We start from the raw sequence: 16722 nt of genomic DNA, 5'->3' as shown, positions 1-16722 counted from the left end.
AGCGGGGCGAAAATGCCTGATGCAGACTCATATGGGGGTGGTGGGAAGGATTTCAACTACACACATGTGTGTGAGCGATAAGCTGCAAGCTTGAAGCGGCAAGAAAAAGCGGACCGGCGACCGGCCTGGTCCGCTTGTAGCTCAAGGCTTGCAGCTTGTGGCTGACCTTCAGGTCTCGTGACTGATATGCCCATCGACCAAGGTATAACGCACCGCACTCGGCAGGCAGTGGCCGATGAACGGGCAGTTATCGCCCTTCGAGCGCCATTGCTCGCCGGCCAGGGTCGAGGCCTTGGCGTCGAACAGCACCAGGTCTGCGGCACTGCCTACCTTCAGCTCGCCCGCTGGCAGGCGCAGCGCTGCTGCAGGGCCTGCAGACAAACGTTGCAACAAAGTCGGCAAGTCAAGCAGACCGTCTTCCACCAGGGTCATGGCCAGCGGCAGCAACAGTTCGACACTGCTGATGCCCGGCTCGGTGGCGCCGAACGGTGCCAGTTTGGCATCCCGCTCGTGGGGCTGGTGATGGCTGGAAATCGCCTGGATCACCCCGGACTTCACCGCCTCGCGCAGGCCGTCGCGGTCGGCGCGGGTGCGCAGCGGCGGTTGCACGTGGTAGAGGCTGGAGAAGTCGCGCAGCGCTTCATCGGTGAGGATCAGCTGGTACAGGGCCACGTCGGCGGTCACCGGCAGGCCCAGTTCCTGGGCCTGGGCGATCAGCCGCGCGCCGCGGGCGCTGGTCAGCTGGCTGAAGTGCGCACGCACGCCGGTCTGTTCGACCAGCAGCAGGTTGCGCGCCAGGGCCACGGTCTCGGCGGTTTCCGGGATGCCCGGAAGGCCGAGGAAGCTGGCCATGGCGCCTTCGTGGGCCAGGCCACCCTGGGCCAGGTCGCGGTCCTGGGAGTGGAAGATCACCGTCAGGTCGAAGGTCGCGGCGTATTCCAGGGCGCGGGCCAGGGTGCGGTTGTTGGCAAAGGCATTGAGGCCGTTGCCAAAGGCCACGCAGCCGGCGTCGCGCAGGGCAATCAGCTCGGCAAGCTGCTCGCCTTCAAGGCCTTTGCTCAGGGCGCCGATCGGGTAGACCTTGCTGTGCCCGGCTTCGCGGGCGCGGTCGAGAATCAGCTCGGCCACTGCCGAGGTGTCCAGCACCGGCTTGGTCTGCGGCGGGCAGCACAGGCTGGTGACGCCACCGGCAGCGGCAGCGCGGGTTTCGCTGGCGATGCTGCCCTTGCGGCTGTAGCCGGGCTCGCGCAGGGCGACGTTGAGGTCGACCAGGCCGGGGGCGGCTACCAGGCCTTGGGCGTCGATGCTGCGCGCCGGCTTGAAGCCTGCCGGGGCGGCGCCGATGGCGATGATCTTGCCGGCATCGATGTGCAGGTCAGTGGTCTGGTCCAGGCCGCTCAGCGGGTCGATGACCCGGGCGCCGAGAATACTGAGGGTCACTGGGCGTTCTCCTGCTCGAATTGACGTTGCGCGGTCTGCCCGCTCATGGCCATGGACAGCACCGCCATGCGCACGGCGATGCCGTAGGTGACCTGGTTGAGGATCACCGAGTGGGCGCCGTCGGCCACCGCTGATTCAATCTCGACGCCGCGGTTGATCGGGCCCGGGTGCATGACGATGGCATCCGGCTTGGCCCCGGCCAGGCGCGCGGTGGTCAGGCCGAACAGGCGGTAGAACTCGCCTTCGCTGGGCAGCAGGCCGCCGGCCATGCGCTCACGCTGCAGGCGCAGCATGATCACCACGTCGACGTCCTTGAGGCCTTGCTCGAGGTCGGTGTAGACCTTCACCCCATACTGCTCGATACCGATCGGCAGCAGGGTTTTCGGGCCGATCACGCGGATGTCCGGGCAGCCCAGGGTTTTCAGCGCGAGCATGTTCGAGCGCGCCACCCGCGAGTGCAGGATGTCGCCGACGATGGCCACCGAGAGGTTCTCGAAGCCGCCCTTGTGCCGACGAATGGTGAGCATGTCGAGCATGCCCTGGGTCGGGTGGGCGTGGCGGCCGTCGCCGCCGTTGATGATCGCCACCTCCGGGCACACGTGCTCGGCGATGAAGTGCGCGGCGCCCGAGTCGGCATGACGCACGACGAACATGTCGGCGGCCATGGCTTCGAGGTTGCGCAGGGTGTCGAACAGGGTTTCACCCTTGCTGGTCGAAGAGGTCGACACGTTCAGGGTGATGACGTCGGCCGACAGCCGCTGGGCGGCCAGTTCGAAGGTGGTGCGGGTGCGCGTGGAGTTCTCGAAGAACACGTTGCAGACGGTCTTGCCGCGCAGCAACGGGACCTTCTTCACGGCCCGGGCGCCGACTTCGAGGAACGAGTCGGCGGTGTCGAGGATTTCGGTCAGCAGTTCGCGGGGCAAACCGTCGAGCGAGAGAAAGTGGCGCAGCTGGCCCTGATCATTGAGCTGCAGCGGGCGCTTGGCGTCGATTGGCGTCATCGCGGGGGACTCTTAAAGGGCGGAAGCGGAGGCGAGGTCCTGGCGCTCGAGGGCGAGCGGTGCGGGTCCGGTCAATTTTACCCGTTCATGGGCAGCCAGCGACAGGGTGGCGCCGACCACATTCGGCCGGATCGGCAATTCGCCGGCATCCAGGTCGAGCAGGCAGACCAGGGTCACGCTGGCCGGGCGGCCATAGTCGAACAGCTCGTTGAGGGCGGCGCGGATGGTACGCCCGCTCATCAGTACGTCGTCGATCAGCACCAGGTGCTGGCCTTCGATCTCGAACGGCAGGTCGGACGGGCGCACCTGCGGGTGCAGGCCGTTCTGGCTGAAGTCGTCGCGGTAGAAGGAAACGTCGAGCGTGCCCAGGGCGGCGTCGCTGCCCAGCTCTTCGAGCAGGGCCTGGGCGACCCAGACACCCCCGGTGCGGATGCCGATGAAACGCGGCTCGGCAATGGCGCGGCGGGCCAGATGGGCGCGAAGGTCGACGGCCATCTGCCGGATCAGTTCGGCGGGATTGGGTAGGCTCATGCTTGCTCCTCAAGAGGCCGGGGAGCGGTGCGCTGGCCCGGCTTGAATGCGATGATCGGGTCTCAGGCCCCGGTATTGGCCTCCAGCCAGCCCTGCAGCAGCAAGGCGGCGGCAATGGCATCCACCGGATTGTCGCGGTAACTGCCGCGCTGGCCGCCACGGGCCATGCGCTCGCCCTTGGCTTCGAAAGTGGTCAGGCGTTCGTCGTGGGTGTGGACCGGCAGGTTGTATCGACCATTAAGGCGGCGGGCGAATTTTTCTGCGCGCTCGCTCATCTCGCTGGGGCTGCCATCCATGTTCAAGGGCAGGCCGACCACCAGGGCGTCGGGTTTCCACTCTTTGATCAGTTTTTCCACCTGGGCCCAGTCCGGCGTGCCGTTCTGCGCCTTGAGGGTGCACAGCTCGCGGGCCTGGCCGGTGATCACCTGGCCGACGGCGACGCCGATCTGGCGGCTGCCGTAGTCAAAGCCCAGCAGTAGACGTACTTCGGCCATCAGGCGTGCCCCGCCTGGTTGGTCAGCAGGCTGAGGTTGATCCCCAGGCTTGCCGCCGCAGCGGCCAGGCGCTGCTCACAGGCCATGCCGAAGATGATCTCGGGGTCGAACGGGCAGTTCAGCCAGGCGTTGTCGGCCAGCTCCGCTTCCAGCTGCCCGGCTTCCCAGCCGGCATAGCCGAGGGTAATCAGGCTCTGTTTCGGGCCCAGGCCGTCGGCGATGGCGAACAGCACGTCCTGGGAGGTGGTCAGCGACAGGCCGTCGAGTTCGACGGTGGCCTGGAAGCTGCGCTCGCTGGTGTGCAGGACGAAGCCGCGGTCGGTTTGCACCGGGCCGCCCATATAGATTGGTACATGAATGCAACTGGCCGGCGGTTCGACGTCCGGGCGCAGCTGTTCGAGGATATCGGCCAGGTTGAGGTCTTGTGGCCGATTGACCACCAGCCCCATCGCCCCATTGGCGTTGTGCTCGACGATGTAGGTCAAGGTCTGCGCGAAGTTCGGGTCGGCCATGTGTGGCATGGCAATCAGGAACTGATGCTTGAGGTAATCCGGGCTGAGGTTCTTCATGCCTGATAGTGTGGCGGTGAGTGGCCACGCTGACAAGGTGCTGGCGTCACCTTGTCAGCTTTACTGCGGGGTTACTTGAACAGCTTGACCACTTCTTCGGTGTACAGGGTTGGCGACTCTTCAGCGGCCGACAGCACGTACTCCTGGACGGTTTGCTGCTTGGCCTGCGGGTACTTGGCCAGGTAGCTCTCCGGGAACGCCGGGGCCTTGAGGCTGGAGCCGGCCTTGATCAGCGCGGCGACGCAGTCCGGGTTGTCCGTGCGGGCGGCTTCTTCCAGCGGCGTACCGACCGGGAAGGTGCCGTGCTGCTCGTGGTAGGCATCGATCGAGCTGCCTTTTTTCAGCAGCAGGGCAATGCGCTCGGCCGCTTGTGGGTCAGGCTGGCCGTTCATCTCAAAGGCGCGTTCGCAAACATGGTGCAGCGGCGTCGTGCCGGTCAGGGTTACCTGGTAGGGATTGGCGCCGGCAGCGACCAGCAGCTTGATCACCTCCAGGTTCGAGGCACCCGGTCCGGTCAATGGGGTAAAGCCGTTCGGCCGGACGGCCTTGGCATCGGCGCCGGAAGCCAGCAGCAGCTTGATCAGTTCGGCTGAGCCCTTGCCTGCTGCGGTGTTCAGCGGCGTAGCGGAATCGCCCTGGGCCAGCACGTTGACGTCGGCGCCGGCCTTGATCAGGCCCTTGACCATGCGCAGGTCGGCCTCGGAGGCCTTCGATTGCTCGGCCTGGTTGAGGACGAACAGCAGCAGGGTTTCGCCGTTTTCCTGGATAGGTGTGTTGACGTCACCGATCTTTGGCAGGAACAGCTCGAACGGCGCGACGATCTTGTAGGAGGCGGCCAGGAACATCGGCTGGCCTTTCGGATCGGCACCCTGGTCGAGCAAGGCCTGGATCTTGGCCAGGCGCGCCGGGGTTTCGTCGTACTTGTACTCGCCAACTTCGTTGTACAGCTTCTGCGACAGCTCGGCGGCGTCGGCGAAGGCAGTAGCAGGCAGGACGCAGGCCGCCAGGGCCAGGCCGAGGGCGGCTGTTTTGCGGGCGAAATTGATGCGCGACATCAACAGAATCCTTTCTTGAGGGGGATATACGGGCGCGCATCATCGCAAAATGGCTATTGTTTTGCCATCAGGCGGAGCCTTAGATCAATTACTCTGCAGCCGGTCGCCGCGGGCGAAACGCCAGGTACGGATGATCTCCAGCCGGTCGATATCGGCCAGGTCGCCGGTGAACGGCGCGAATGGTGCGGCCAGGCGCACGATGCGCTGGGCGGCCTGGTCGAGCAGCGGCTGGCCTGAGGACTCCAGCACCAGCACTTCATACAGCGAACCGTCGCGGTTGATCGACACCATCAGCCGCAGGCTGCCGTAGATCTGCTGGCGCCGGGCTTCGTCGGGGTAGTTGAGGTTGCCGATACGCTCGACCTTCTTGCGCCACTCGTCCTTGTACCAGGCACCCTTGTCGCGCATGGTCGAGGCGGCATTAAGCCTGTGGATGCGCGGGCGCTTGGCGTACAGCTGCTGCTCGTTGGACAGTTCGGCTTCGAGGCTGGCGATCTGGCTGGACAGCTGCGAGCTGTCGAAGTCCGGGGTCGCGGCCTTGGGTTTGGGCTGCGGCTTGGCTTCCTTGGGTCGGGTTTCGACCTTTTCCGGCTTCGGCGCCTTGGTCGCCACTACTGCCTTGTGCGGCGTCGGTTGCGGTTGTACTTCGGGCTTGGCGGCCGGCGGCGGGGTGACCTTGTTGATCTTGCTGTCCTGGAAGGGCGCTACTTCGGTGGTTTTCGGCACCGCCTTCTTGTCCAGGGTGCCGCTGCCTTGCTGATTGTCCTGGGCCAGGTAATCGGCCTTCTGCGGCGCTTTCTCGCTTTTGAAGGTGGCCAGGGTGATTTCCATGGTCCGGCGGATTTCTTCGGGCTTGGCGAAGGTGAAGCCGACACCGAGAATCAGCGCCAGGTGCAGCAGCGCTGCCAGGAACAAGGTAAAACCCAGGCGATCCACCGGGCGTACGCGGGGTGGAGAGAAGTCGGCAGGGATGTCAGCAGGAAGCGTCATCAGGTATCCAGCAGCTGCAAAGACCGAGGGAAACCGGCAGAGCAGGTGCCCAGGTCATAAAAACGACCGGCATGATACCCCACTCTGCGCGGTTGCTCCGCGTCGGCTGTCAGCGCGCCTTGAGCTTGCGATCAATGGCATCCATCAACTGCACGCCGATCTGGGTGCCGAAGGCGTTGTCGATCTCGCGGATGCAGGTCGGGCTGGTGACGTTGATTTCGGTCAGGTGCTCGCCGATCACGTCCAGGCCGACGAACAGCAGGCCCTTCTCGCGCAGGGTCGGGCCGACCTGTGCGGCGATCCAGCGGTCGCGGTCGGTCAGCGGGCGGGCTTCGCCACGGCCGCCGGCGGCAAGGTTGCCACGGGTTTCGCCCGAGGCCGGAATGCGCGCCAGGCAATAGGGCACCGGCTCGCCGTCGATCATCAGGATACGCTTGTCGCCGTCCTTGATGGCCGGCAGGTAGCCTTGCGCCATGATTTGCTGGGTGCCGTTGCCGGTCAGGGTCTCGAGGATTACCGAGAGGTTCGGGTCGCCCGGGCGATGGCGGAAGATCGAGGTGCCGCCCATGCCGTCCAGCGGCTTGAGGATGGTGTCGCCCTGCTGGTTGACGAATTCGCGCAGGATATCGGCGCGGCGGCTGACCAGGGTCGGTGGCGTGCACTGCGGGAACAGCGTGGCGAACAGCTTTTCGTTGCAGTCGCGCAGGCTCTGCGGGCGGTTGACCACCAGCACGCCGGCGGCTTCGGCCTGTTCCAGCAGGTAGGTGCTGTAGACGAACTCCATGTCGAACGGTGGATCCTTGCGCATCAGGATCACGTCCAGCTCGCTCAGGGCGCTGTCTTGCTCGGCGTCCAGCTCGAACCAGTGCTCCGGGTCGGCGAACACTTTCAGCGGGCGCATGCGTGCGCGGGCCTGGCCGGCGCCTTGGTAGAGGTCCTGCTGCTCCATGTAGAACAGCGACCAGCCGCGCTCCTGGGCGGCCAGCAACATGGCCAGCGAGCTGTCCTTTTTATAGGAAATGCGCGCAATGGGGTCCATGACAATCCCGAGGCGAACGCTCATGGGCAAAATCCTCTCAGCGGCAATGGGCCGCATTGGCTCGAATGAAAAGTGGCGTCAGGGTGGCGCTCGCAGCGCTGGCGGTCAAGGGAAAAACGCATCCTGGGCGGCGCTGCGCCGGGTGTCGGCGCGGGCCGATGGAATGCCCCCCCCAGAGTGTGCTAAAAAGGCCTGGCACGTGGCCTGCACGGCCGTCTCCAGCTGCAAGCCACAAGCCATAAGCCACAAGAAAAAGCACGCCGCGTTCACCCTGCTTTTTCTTGCCGCCAGAAACTTGTAGCTTGCCGCTAATAGCGAGCAGCGATGGTAGAGCAATTATGGAACAGCCCGGCGCGGCATTGAAGGTGATGGTGATCGACGATTCCAAGACGATTCGCCGCACCGCCCAGATATTGCTCGGTGAAGCAGGATGTGAGGTCATCACGGCCATCGACGGTTTCGATGCCCTGGCCAAGATCATCGACCACCAGCCGCAGATCATTTTCGTCGACGTGCTGATGCCGCGTCTGGACGGCTACCAGACCTGCGCCCTGATCAAGCAGAACAGCACCTTCAAGGACACGCCGGTGATTCTCCTGTCGTCCCGCGATGGCCTGTTCGACAAGGCCCGTGGCCGTGTCGTCGGCTCTGATCAATTTTTGACCAAACCTTTCAGCAAGGAAGAGCTGCTGGACGCAATCAAGGCCCATGTGCCCGGATTCGCCGCAGAAGAACAACACGCACCCTGACGTTGCGCCGCCGCGCAGGCGTCTATTCCTTATGGGGAACAGCATGGCCCGAGTTCTGATCGTCGACGATTCGCCGACCGAAATGTACAAACTGACCGGTATGCTCGAAAAGCACGGGCATGAAGTGCTCAAGGCCGAAAACGGCGCCGATGGCGTAGCCCTGGCCCGCCACGAAAAGCCCGATGCGGTACTGATGGACATCGTCATGCCCGGGGTCAACGGCTTCCAGGCCACCCGCCAGTTGAGCAAAGACCCGGAAACCGCGCATATCCCGGTGATCATCGTCACCACCAAGGACCAGGAGACCGACAAGGTCTGGGGCCAGCGCCAGGGCGCCAAGGACTACCTGACCAAGCCGGTGGACGAAGACACCCTGATCAAAAAGCTCAACGACGTGCTCAAAGGTTGACCACCCAGCCCATGGGCGAGTCGCTGACGGCCTTCGAGCTGCTGCTGGACATCGACCGGCGCTGCCGGCTGCTGGCCGCCGACCTGCCGTTGCAGGAAACCCGCCTGCAGAGCTGGAGCGGCATCGGCTTTCGCATTGCCGAACAGTGGTTCGTCGCGCCCATGGGCGAAGTCGCCGAAGTGCTGCACGAGCCGCGCCTGAGCCGCATCCCCGGGGTCAAGCCCTGGGTCAGCGGCGTCGCCAACCTGCGTGGCCGGCTGCTGCCGGTGATGGACCTCTGCGGTTTCTTCGCCCTGGGCCTGTCGGCACCGCGCAAGCAGCGACGAGTGCTGGTGCTCGACCATGACGAGTTGTTTGCCGGCTTGCTGGTCGATGAAGTGCTGGGTTTGCAGCATTTCCCGCTGCACAGCCTCGACCTGTCGCCGCCAACGCCGTTGCTCAGTGCGGCCGCGCCCTTCGTCCAGGGGCATTTCCAGCGTGAGCGCAGCTGGGCGATCTTCAGCCCCTTCGCCCTGGCCCAGGCGCCGGGTTTCCTCGATGTCGCGCTGTAAAGGAATGCCACCTCCGTGACCACGACCAAGACGGCTCCATCGCCCCAGGGTTCCCGCAGCAGCGCGCAGATCGCCGCGCTGTTCGTGGTGCTGATCCTGTCGATCATCCTGCTGTTCGCCAACTTCGCCTACCTCAACACCCAGGCCAACTACGACAAGCAGTACATCGGCCATGCCGGCGAACTGCGCGTGCTGTCCCAGCGCATCGCCAAGAACGCCACTGAAGCGGCGGCCGGCAAGGCCGTGGCCTTCCGCCTGTTGAGCGAGGCGCGCAACGACTTCGAACAGCGCTGGGGCTACCTGAAAAAGGGCGATGCCAGCACCGGCCTGCCCGCTGCGCCGCCGGCGGTGCGCAAGGAAATGGACGCGGTGCTGCGCGACTGGGAAAACCTGCGCAAGAACACCGACACCATCCTGGCCAGCGAGCAGACCGTGCTGTCGTTGCACCAGGTCGCCGCGACCCTGGCCGAAACCGTGCCGCAGTTGCAGGTGGAGTACGAGAAGGTCGTCGAGATCCTCCTGCAAAGCGGTGCGCCGGCCAGCCAGGTGGCCGTGGCCCAGCGCCAGTCGTTGCTGGCCGAGCGTATTCTTGGCTCGGTGAATACCGTACTGGCCGGCGACGACACCGCTGTGCAGGCCGCCGATGCCTTCGGCCGCGACGCCAGCCGTTTCGGCCAGGTGCTCGAGGCCATGCTCGGCGGTAACGAAGCGATCCAGGTTACCCGCGTGCAGGATCCGGACGCCCGCGCGCGCCTGGGCGAGATCGCCGAGCTGTTCCAGTTTGTCGCAGGCTCCGTCGACGAAATCCTCGAAACCTCGCCCGAGCTGTTCCGTGTGCGCGAAGCCGCCGGGAGCATCTTCGGCCTTTCGCAAACCCTGCTCGATGAAGCCTCGCGCCTGGCCACCGGGTTTGAAAACCTGGCAGGCGGCCGAACCCTGGATACCGTCGGCGGCTATGTACTGGGTTTGCTGGCGCTGGCGTCGATCATTCTCATCGGCCTGGTGATGGTTCGCACCACCCACCGCCAGTTGCACGAAACTGCCGAGAAGAACGAGCGCAACCAGCAGGCGATCATGCGCCTGCTCGACGAAATTGAAGACCTTGCTGACGGCGACCTGACCGTAACCGTGTCGGTGACCGAAGACTTCACCGGCGCCATTGCCGATTCGATCAATTACTCCATCGACCAGCTGCGCGACCTGGTGGCGACCATCAACCTCAGCGCCGAGGAAGTTGCCGCCGCCGTGCAAGACACCCAGAACACCGCGCGCCAACTGGCCAAGGCCTCCGAGCACCAGGCCCAGCAGATCAGCGATGCCTCGGTGGCGGTGGGCGACATGGCTGAATCCATCGACCGCGTTTCCACCCACGCCTACGAATCGGCCAAGGTGGCCGAGCGTTCGGTGGCTATCGCCAACAAGGGCAACGAGGTGGTGCACAACACCATCAACGGCATGGACAACATCCGCGAGCAGATCCAGGACACCGCCAAGCGGATCAAGCGCCTGGGCGAGTCGTCCCAGGAGATCGGCGATATCGTCAGCCTGATCGACGACATTGCCGACCAGACCAACATCCTCGCCCTCAACGCGGCGATCCAGGCTTCGCTGGCCGGTGAAGCCGGGCGCGGTTTTGCCGTGGTTGCCGACGAGGTACAGCGCCTGGCCGAACGCTCATCGTCGGCCACGCGGCAGATCGAAGCGCTGGTGCGTACCATTCAGGCCGACACCAACGAAGCGGTGATCTCCATGGAGCAGACCACCGCCGAAGTGGTGCGCGGTGCGCGCTTGGCCCAGGATGCCGGGGTCGCCCTGGCCGAAATCGAAGGCGTGTCGCAGACCCTCGCCGACCTGATTCACAGCATCTCCGACGCCGCCCAGCTGCAGACCTCTTCGGCCGGGCAGATCTCGCATACCATGTCGGTGATCCAGCAGATCACCTCGCAAACTTCGGCCGGCTCCACCGCCACCGCCGAGAGCATCGGTAACCTGGCGCGCATGGCCAGTGAAATGCGCCGCTCGGTGTCCGGTTTTACCCTGCCGCCGACGCCACCGCGTTGAGGGCATCATGGTGATGGGAGCAGTTATGGCGGATCGGCACGATACGGTGGCGCTGGCCTGGGTCAGAGGGGCGATCGCCGACTGCCTGGGCCAGGCGCGCCTGACCCTTGAACACTTTGCCGCCGAGCCCGGCGATGAAGCGGTGCTCGACGGATTCGTCGAACAGCTGCACCAGGTGCGCGGCTGCCTGCTGATGCTCGAACTGCACGGCGCGGCGCTGCTCGCCGAAGAAATGGAACAACTGGGCCTGGCCTTGCGCCAGGGCCGCGCCAGCCAGCGCGGTGAAGCGCTGGGCGCGTTGTTTCGCGGCCTTGAGCAATTACCGCTGTACCTGGAGCGCCTGCGCAGCGCCCGCCGCGACTTGCCGCTGGTGGTGTTGCCAGTGCTCAACCAATTGCGTGCCGAGCGCGGTGCCCAGGCCCTGGCCCAGGACAGCCTGCTGAGCAGCAGCCCGGCCGACGCCGAAGAGCTGGCCAACCTCGACCTGTACCTGGGCACCTGGCGCGATCGCCTGCAGGCCGGGCCCGATCGTGATGCCTTGCGTTCGGTGGTCGCCGCCCTGTGCGAAGACCTCAAGCGGGTCAAGGAGCGCCTCGACCAGTTCGTGCGCGGCGACCGCCAGCATCTGGATGAACTGGAGCCGTTACTGGCACCGCTGCGCCAGATCGCCGACACCCTGGCGGTCCTCGGCTTCGGCCAGCCGCGGCGGGTGATCATCGACCAGGTGCTGGTGCTGCAAAGCCTGGCCCAGGGTCAGCGCGAGCCTGCCGATGCGCTGCTGATGGATATCGCCGGCGCGCTGCTGTATGTCGAGGCCACCCTGGCCGGCATGGTCGGGCCGCTGGAGCAGAACAGCCAGAGCCCGCTGCCGGGCACCGACCTGGCGGAGATTCGCCAGCTGGTACTGGAGGAAGCCTTCGCCGTGCTGCAGCAGGTCAAGGACCTGATCGGCGATTGCCTCGACGCCGGCTGGCAGCCGCAGCGTCTGCAGCCAGTGCCGGGCCTGCTGCAACAGGTGCGTGGCGCGCTGGCGATGCTGATGCTGCCGCGCGCAGCGGCGTTGATCGGGCAGTGCGGCGACTACGTGCATGCACAGCTGCTGGGCAGCGAGACCCTGGCGGATACTGCAGCCCTGAGCCACCTGGCCGAGGCCGTGAGTGCCTGTGAATGCTACCTGCAATGGCTGATTGCCGATCCCCAGGCCAACCCTTCGCGGTTCCTCGAGGCGGCGCAGCACAGCCTGGCTGCTTTGGGTTATCGGCCCGAGCCGGAACCGGCGTTGGTGGAAGCGTCTGTTGTTGCGGCGGATGAAGAAGCACCAATCGACGACGAGCTGCGGGAAATTTTCCTCGAAGAGGCCCACGAACTTCTGCCTTTGCTCAATCAGATGTGGACGCGCTGGCAAGCCGACGGAGCCGATCGTGACGCCCTGATCGAACTGCGCCGCGGTCTGCACACCCTCAAGGGTAGCGGGCGGATGGTCCGCGCCCAGGTGCTGGGGGAACTGGCCTGGGCGGCGGAGCACCTGCTCAATCGCGTGCTCGAGGGCCGGGTAGATATCGGTGCAGCGCCCCTGGCCGCCTTGCAGCAAGCGCTGGACACACTGCCTGGCTTGCTCGGCGAGTTTGCCCAGGCACTGGCGCCGGCGCATCCGCAGGTTGAACAACTGGCCGCGCACCTGCACGCCCTGGCCATGAACGACCCGCGCAGCGAGGCCGAGGCCGGCGAAGCCATCGACCCGCAATTGCTGGAGATCTTTCGCAACGAAGCCCTGGGTCACCTGGACAGTCTCGAAGCCTTCCTGCACGAGGCCGACAAGCAGTTGCCGCTGGCGGTCAGCGATAACCTGCAGCGCGCCCTGCACACCCTCAAGGGCAGTGCGGCGATGGCCGGGGTAGTACCGATTGCCGAGCTGGCCGGCGCCCTGGACTTGCTGGCGCGGGAGTTCAAGGCCCATCAGCTGGCCTTCGACCTGGAAGAAATCTACCTGCTGGAAACTGCCGAGCCGCTGCTGCGCCGTGGCGTGCAGCAGCTCTCCAGCGCGCCTCTGGCGCCGATTGCCGGGGCCGCGACGCTGATCGCCGATATTCACCAGGTGGTCGATGCGCGCCTGCAAGCTTTGCTCGAGGCGCCAAGCCAGGGCCTGCGGGTCAAGCGCGACCCGCAACTGATTGCCAGCTTCCTGGCCCAAGGCATGGACATCCTGCTCGACGCCGAATCGTTGCTTTTGCGCTGGCAGGAGCACCCGGGCGAGCGCCAGGAACTCAATGCCCTGCTTGATGAACTGACCACCCTCGGCCAAAGCGCACACCTGGCCGACCTGTGGCAGGTGGATGAGCTGTGTGAAGCCTTGCTCGACCTCTATGGCTCCGTGGAGGAGAGCAGCCTGGCGGTCAGCCCGCGGTTCTTCAGCGAGGCGCAAAGCGCCCATGAAGCGCTGATCGACATGCTCGACCAGATCGCCGCCGGCCAGGAAGTCGACCCGCGTCCGGAACGCCTGCAGGCCTTGCGCGAGCTGCTTGACGAAGGCCTCGACCCATCGGCCATGGGCCTGGTCAATAGCCAGGGCGGGACAATCACCGAGCTTGCCAGTGCCACCGCCGAACTTGCGGCCCAAGCGCCGGACCCGGCCATGCTCGAACTGTTTCTCGATGAAGCCAGCGACATTCTCGACAGCGCCGACCAGGCCCTGGCGCGCTGGCTGCTGGATACCGACAACGCCTCGGCGCTGTCGTCGCTGGCCCGCGACCTGCAAACCCTCAAGGGTGGCGCGCAGATGGCCGCCATGGGCGCGTTCGAGGTGCTGGCACAAGAGCTTGAGCTGCTTTACGAAGGTTTGGTGGACCGGCGCTTCAGCCCTGGCGCCGAGCTGTTTGCCCTGCTCAAGCGCAGCCACCAGCAACTGGCGCAGATGCTCGAACAACTGCAGCAAGGCCAGGTGCCGGCTGCCCAGGTAGAGCTGCTGGCGGCGCTGCGCGAGTTTCGTCATGAGGCGCCGCCGCCGGTGCCTGTGGATAAACCCGTCGAAGCGCAGCAGGATGCCGGCGACAAAGAGCTGCTGGAGATCTTCCTCGAAGAAAGCCTGGACCTGGTCGAAAGCTCCAGCGCGGCCTTGCTGCGCTGGCAGGCCGAGCCGCGTAATGGCGTTGAGGTGGAGAACCTGCTGCGCGACCTGCACACCCTCAAGGGCGGTGCGCGGATGGTCGAGATCGGGCCGATCGGCGATCTGGCCCATGAACTGGAGTTTCTCTACGAACTGCTCGCCGCCGGCCAGTTGCAACCGAGCCCGGCGCTGTTCAGCCTGCTGCAGAATTGCCACGACCGCCTGGCGCACATGCTCGATGCGGTGCGCCTGCAGCAACCGTTGCACGCGGCCACGGCGCTGATCGACTACATCCGCAACTTCAGCAGCGCCGCATTGGCCGATACCGCTGCCGGTCAGGCGCACCCGGATACGGCGCCGCCAGAGCTGCCGGTGACCGCCCCTGAGCGTGGCGCCGGGGATATGGTCAAGGTGGCCTCGGAGCTGCTTGATGACCTGGGCAACCTGGCCGGAGAGAATTCGATCATCCGTGGCCGCATTGAGCAGCAGGTCAATGACGCCCAAGTGGCCCTGAACGAGATGGAAACCACCCTGGAGCGCATGCGCGACCAGTTGCGCCGCCTGGATACCGAAACCCAGGGGCGCATCCTCAGCCGCCAGGCCGATGGCGACGGCCAGGCCTACGACGATTTCGACCCGCTGGAAATGGACCGCCATTCGCAGCTGCAGCAGTTGTCGCGAGCGTTGTTCGAATCGGCCTCCGACCTGCTCGACCTCAAGGAAACCCTGAGCGTGCGCGCCCATGACGCGCACAGCCTGTTGCAGCAACAGGCGCGGGTCAACAGCGACCTGCAGGAAGGCCTGATGCGCACCCGCATGGTGCCGTTCGAGCGCCTGGTGCCGCGCTTGCAGCGGGTGGTGCGGCAGGTCTCCAGCGAGCTGGGCAAGCAGGTCGAACTGGTGGTCGGCAATGCCGAGGGCGAGATGGACCGCAGCGTTCTGGAACGCATGATGGCGCCGCTGGAGCACATGCTGCGCAACGCCGTCGACCATGGCCTGGAGTCGCGCGAGGCGCGCCTGGCAGCGGGTAAGCCTGCGCACGGGCTGATCTCGCTGAACCTGCTGCATGAAGGCGCCGACATCGTCATCGAAATGACCGACGACGGTGCCGGGGTGCCGCTGGAAGCCGTGCGGCGCAAGGCGATCAAGCGCGGTTTGCTCGACCCTGCAGCGGTGCTCAGTGACCACGAGATCATGCAGTTCATCCTCCAGCCAGGGTTTTCCACCGCCGAGAAGATCACCCAGATTTCCGGCCGCGGCCTGGGCATGGACGTGGTCCATGAAGAGGTCAAGCAGCTCGGAGGTTCGATGGTGATCGAGTCGAAGCCGGGCAAGGGCGCGCGCTTTTTGATTCGCCTGCCATTCACGGTGTCGATCAACCGTGGCTTGATGGTGCACTACGGCGAAGAGCAGTACGCGATTCCGCTCAATACCATCGAAGGCATCGTCCGCGTGCCGCCGGCCGAACTCGAGGCGTGCTATCAGCTTGATCCGCCGCATTACCAGTACGCCGGGCATCGCTACGAGCTGCGCTACCTGGGCGAGCTGCTGCAGGGGGCGGCGCAGCCGAAACTGTTGGGCCAGAGCCTGCCGCTGCCGGTGTTGCTGGTGCACTCCCACGACCAGCAATACGCTGTGCAGGTCGATGGCCTGGCGGCCAGCCGCGAGATCGTGGTCAAAAGCCTGGGGCCGCAGTTTGCCGCGGTCCAGGGCTTGTCCGGGGCGACCTTGCTGGGCGATGGCCGGGTGGTGCTGATTCTCGATCTGCTCGGCCAGTTGCGCGGTTTGCAGCAGCAGTTGGCGCTGCACCAGCACAGCAGCGAAGGCCTGCGCCGGGACAGCCATGGCAGCTTGCCGCAACGGCCGCTGCTGGTAATGGTGGTGGATGACTCGGTGACGGTGCGCAAGGTTACCGGCCGCCTGCTCGAACGCCACGGCATGAACGTACTGACCGCCAAGGACGGGGTCGATGCCATGGCCCTGCTGCAGGAGCATCGCCCGGACATTCTCCTGCTGGATATCGAGATGCCGCGCATGGACGGCTTTGAAGTCGCCACGCAGATCCGCCACGACCCCAGGCTCAAGGACCTGCCGATCATCATGATCACTTCGCGTACCGGCCAGAAACACCGCGACCGCGCCATGGCCATCGGCGTCAATGACTACCTGGGCAAGCCCTATCAGGAATCGGTGCTGCTGCAGAGCATCGCCCAATGGAGTCGCCGCGATGCTTGAACAACCGGCCCGGCAAAACCGGCGCAGCAGCCTCACCGGCCTGCTGCTGCCCTTGAGCGATCGCTGCCTGGTACTGCCCAACGTGGCCGTGGCCGAACTGATCGGCTTTCAGGCCGGCAGCCCGGCGCTGGACGCGCCCGAGTGGATGCTTGGCTGGATCGACTGGCGGGGCCAGCGCCTGCCGCTGCTGAGCTTCGAGTCGGCCTGCGACGGCCAGTTGCAGGTTGGCGAGCGGGCGCGGATCGTCGTGCTCAATGCCCTGGGCGACAGCCCGCTGCGCTTTGTCGCCTTGCTGGTGCAGGGTATTCCGCGCTCGTGCAAGCTCGACAGCCAGCTCAACTACGTCGATGTGCCGCTGGCCGGCCTGGAGCTGGCAGCGGTACAGGTGGGCGAACAGGTGGCACGGGTGCCGGACCTGCCCGCGCTGGAGCAACTGTTGGTAGACGCAGGGGTGGTTTGAAGCATTTGCCTGTGTAGGATGGGAGACCTGTTTTA

The 16722-nt window shown here is 65.4% G+C and carries 15 protein-coding genes; 7 read left to right on the top strand and 8 right to left on the bottom strand.

Annotated features, from left to right (window positions below):
• Positions 1 to 168: 168 nt before the first annotated feature.
• The 8 genes from BLR26_RS01290 to gshB form a co-directional block, all read right to left on the bottom strand.
• Positions 169 to 1440 carry a dihydroorotase gene (locus tag BLR26_RS01290; protein WP_093376951.1) on the bottom strand — a complete coding sequence of 424 codons (1272 nt, stop codon included), beginning with the start codon at positions 1438 to 1440 and terminating at the stop codon, positions 169 to 171.
• Positions 1437 to 2441 (bottom strand): aspartate carbamoyltransferase catalytic subunit, encoded by a 1005-nt coding sequence (locus BLR26_RS01285; RefSeq protein ID WP_010221491.1) that lies wholly within the window; start codon positions 2439 to 2441, stop codon positions 1437 to 1439. Before BLR26_RS01285 ends, BLR26_RS01290 begins: the two co-directional genes overlap by 4 nt.
• 12 nt (positions 2442 to 2453) lie before the next feature.
• Positions 2454 to 2972, bottom strand: a complete 519-nt coding sequence (gene pyrR / locus BLR26_RS01280) for a bifunctional pyr operon transcriptional regulator/uracil phosphoribosyltransferase PyrR (protein ID WP_010221492.1) — start codon at positions 2970 to 2972, stop codon at positions 2454 to 2456.
• Positions 2973 to 3034: 62 nt separating this feature from the next.
• Complete coding sequence (gene ruvX, locus BLR26_RS01275; RefSeq protein ID WP_093376944.1) at positions 3035 to 3466, bottom strand: Holliday junction resolvase RuvX; 432 nt, start codon at positions 3464 to 3466, stop codon at positions 3035 to 3037.
• Entirely contained in the window at positions 3466 to 4035 is a 570-nt protein-coding gene (locus BLR26_RS01270; protein ID WP_093376939.1) for a YqgE/AlgH family protein, read from the bottom strand. Before BLR26_RS01270 ends, ruvX begins: the two co-directional genes overlap by 1 nt.
• 71 nt (positions 4036 to 4106) lie before the next feature.
• Complete coding sequence (locus BLR26_RS01265; RefSeq protein ID WP_093376935.1) at positions 4107 to 5090, bottom strand: ankyrin repeat domain-containing protein; 984 nt, start codon at positions 5088 to 5090, stop codon at positions 4107 to 4109.
• An 84-nt stretch (positions 5091 to 5174) separates the two neighbouring features.
• Entirely contained in the window at positions 5175 to 6080 is a 906-nt protein-coding gene (locus tag BLR26_RS01260; RefSeq protein WP_093376931.1) for an energy transducer TonB, read from the bottom strand.
• A gap of 109 nt (positions 6081 to 6189) precedes the next feature.
• Positions 6190 to 7143: a glutathione synthase gene (gene gshB, locus BLR26_RS01255; protein WP_045193851.1), complete on the bottom strand. Its 954-nt coding sequence runs from the start codon at positions 7141 to 7143 to the stop codon at positions 6190 to 6192.
• Here gshB and BLR26_RS27045 point away from each other — a divergent pair.
• From BLR26_RS27045 to BLR26_RS01225, 7 genes are read left to right on the top strand one after another with little or no spacing between them, the layout of a single operon-like run.
• A complete protein-coding gene (locus BLR26_RS27045) occupies positions 7142 to 7420 on the top strand; it encodes a hypothetical protein (RefSeq protein ID WP_143013254.1) in 279 nt (92 codons plus the stop codon). The genes gshB and BLR26_RS27045 overlap by 2 nt on opposite strands.
• A 37-nt stretch (positions 7421 to 7457) precedes the next feature.
• Positions 7458 to 7868 (top strand): twitching motility response regulator PilG, encoded by a 411-nt coding sequence (pilG, locus tag BLR26_RS01250; RefSeq protein WP_045193849.1) that lies wholly within the window; start codon positions 7458 to 7460, stop codon positions 7866 to 7868.
• Between the two features lie 43 nt (positions 7869 to 7911).
• Positions 7912 to 8277, top strand: a complete 366-nt coding sequence (gene pilH / locus BLR26_RS01245; protein ID WP_045193983.1) for a twitching motility response regulator PilH — start codon at positions 7912 to 7914, stop codon at positions 8275 to 8277.
• Positions 8274 to 8828 (top strand): chemotaxis protein CheW, encoded by a 555-nt coding sequence (locus tag BLR26_RS01240; protein ID WP_082075373.1) that lies wholly within the window; start codon positions 8274 to 8276, stop codon positions 8826 to 8828. The genes pilH and BLR26_RS01240 overlap by 4 nt, the downstream gene beginning before the upstream one ends.
• Before the next feature lie 15 nt (positions 8829 to 8843).
• Positions 8844 to 10889 carry a methyl-accepting chemotaxis protein gene (locus BLR26_RS01235; RefSeq protein WP_045193845.1) on the top strand — a complete coding sequence of 682 codons (2046 nt, stop codon included), beginning with the start codon at positions 8844 to 8846 and terminating at the stop codon, positions 10887 to 10889.
• A gap of 25 nt (positions 10890 to 10914) precedes the next feature.
• Positions 10915 to 16227, top strand: coding sequence for a hybrid sensor histidine kinase/response regulator (locus BLR26_RS01230; protein WP_093376924.1), 5313 nt, complete (start codon positions 10915 to 10917; stop codon positions 16225 to 16227).
• The gene (locus tag BLR26_RS01225; RefSeq protein ID WP_093376918.1) at positions 16220 to 16687 is read left to right on the top strand and encodes a chemotaxis protein CheW; all 468 of its coding nucleotides are present in this window, start codon (positions 16220 to 16222) and stop codon (positions 16685 to 16687) included. The genes BLR26_RS01230 and BLR26_RS01225 overlap by 8 nt, the downstream gene beginning before the upstream one ends.
• The last annotated feature ends 35 nt before the right edge of the window (positions 16688 to 16722 follow it).

The sequence above is a fragment of the Pseudomonas sp. UC 17F4 genome (assembly GCF_900101695.1).
Classification (GTDB): domain Bacteria; phylum Pseudomonadota; class Gammaproteobacteria; order Pseudomonadales; family Pseudomonadaceae; genus Aquipseudomonas.
Note: the sequence above shows the minus strand (reverse complement) of the source record. Positions and strands in the feature narration are given on the sequence as shown.

What these genes read in the sequence shown, in the direction of transcription:
- pilG (WP_045193849.1), top strand. Translation starts at nt 7,458, where the DNA reads ATGGAACAGCCCGGCGCGGCATTGAAGGTGATGGTGATCGACGATTCC.
- BLR26_RS01225 (WP_093376918.1), top strand. Translation starts at nt 16,220, where the DNA reads ATGCTTGAACAACCGGCCCGGCAAAACCGGCGCAGCAGCCTCACCGGC.
- gshB (WP_045193851.1), bottom strand. Translation starts at nt 7,143, where the DNA reads ATGAGCGTTCGCCTCGGGATTGTCATGGACCCCATTGCGCGCATTTCC.
- pyrR (WP_010221492.1), bottom strand. Translation starts at nt 2,972, where the DNA reads ATGAGCCTACCCAATCCCGCCGAACTGATCCGGCAGATGGCCGTCGAC.
- BLR26_RS01260 (WP_093376931.1), bottom strand. Translation starts at nt 6,080, where the DNA reads ATGACGCTTCCTGCTGACATCCCTGCCGACTTCTCTCCACCCCGCGTA.
- BLR26_RS01230 (WP_093376924.1), top strand. Translation starts at nt 10,915, where the DNA reads ATGGCGGATCGGCACGATACGGTGGCGCTGGCCTGGGTCAGAGGGGCG.
- BLR26_RS27045 (WP_143013254.1), top strand. Translation starts at nt 7,142, where the DNA reads ATGGGCAAAATCCTCTCAGCGGCAATGGGCCGCATTGGCTCGAATGAA.
- pilH (WP_045193983.1), top strand. Translation starts at nt 7,912, where the DNA reads ATGGCCCGAGTTCTGATCGTCGACGATTCGCCGACCGAAATGTACAAA.
- BLR26_RS01285 (WP_010221491.1), bottom strand. Translation starts at nt 2,441, where the DNA reads ATGACGCCAATCGACGCCAAGCGCCCGCTGCAGCTCAATGATCAGGGC.
- ruvX (WP_093376944.1), bottom strand. Translation starts at nt 3,466, where the DNA reads ATGGCCGAAGTACGTCTACTGCTGGGCTTTGACTACGGCAGCCGCCAG.
- BLR26_RS01265 (WP_093376935.1), bottom strand. Translation starts at nt 5,090, where the DNA reads ATGTCGCGCATCAATTTCGCCCGCAAAACAGCCGCCCTCGGCCTGGCC.
- BLR26_RS01270 (WP_093376939.1), bottom strand. Translation starts at nt 4,035, where the DNA reads ATGAAGAACCTCAGCCCGGATTACCTCAAGCATCAGTTCCTGATTGCC.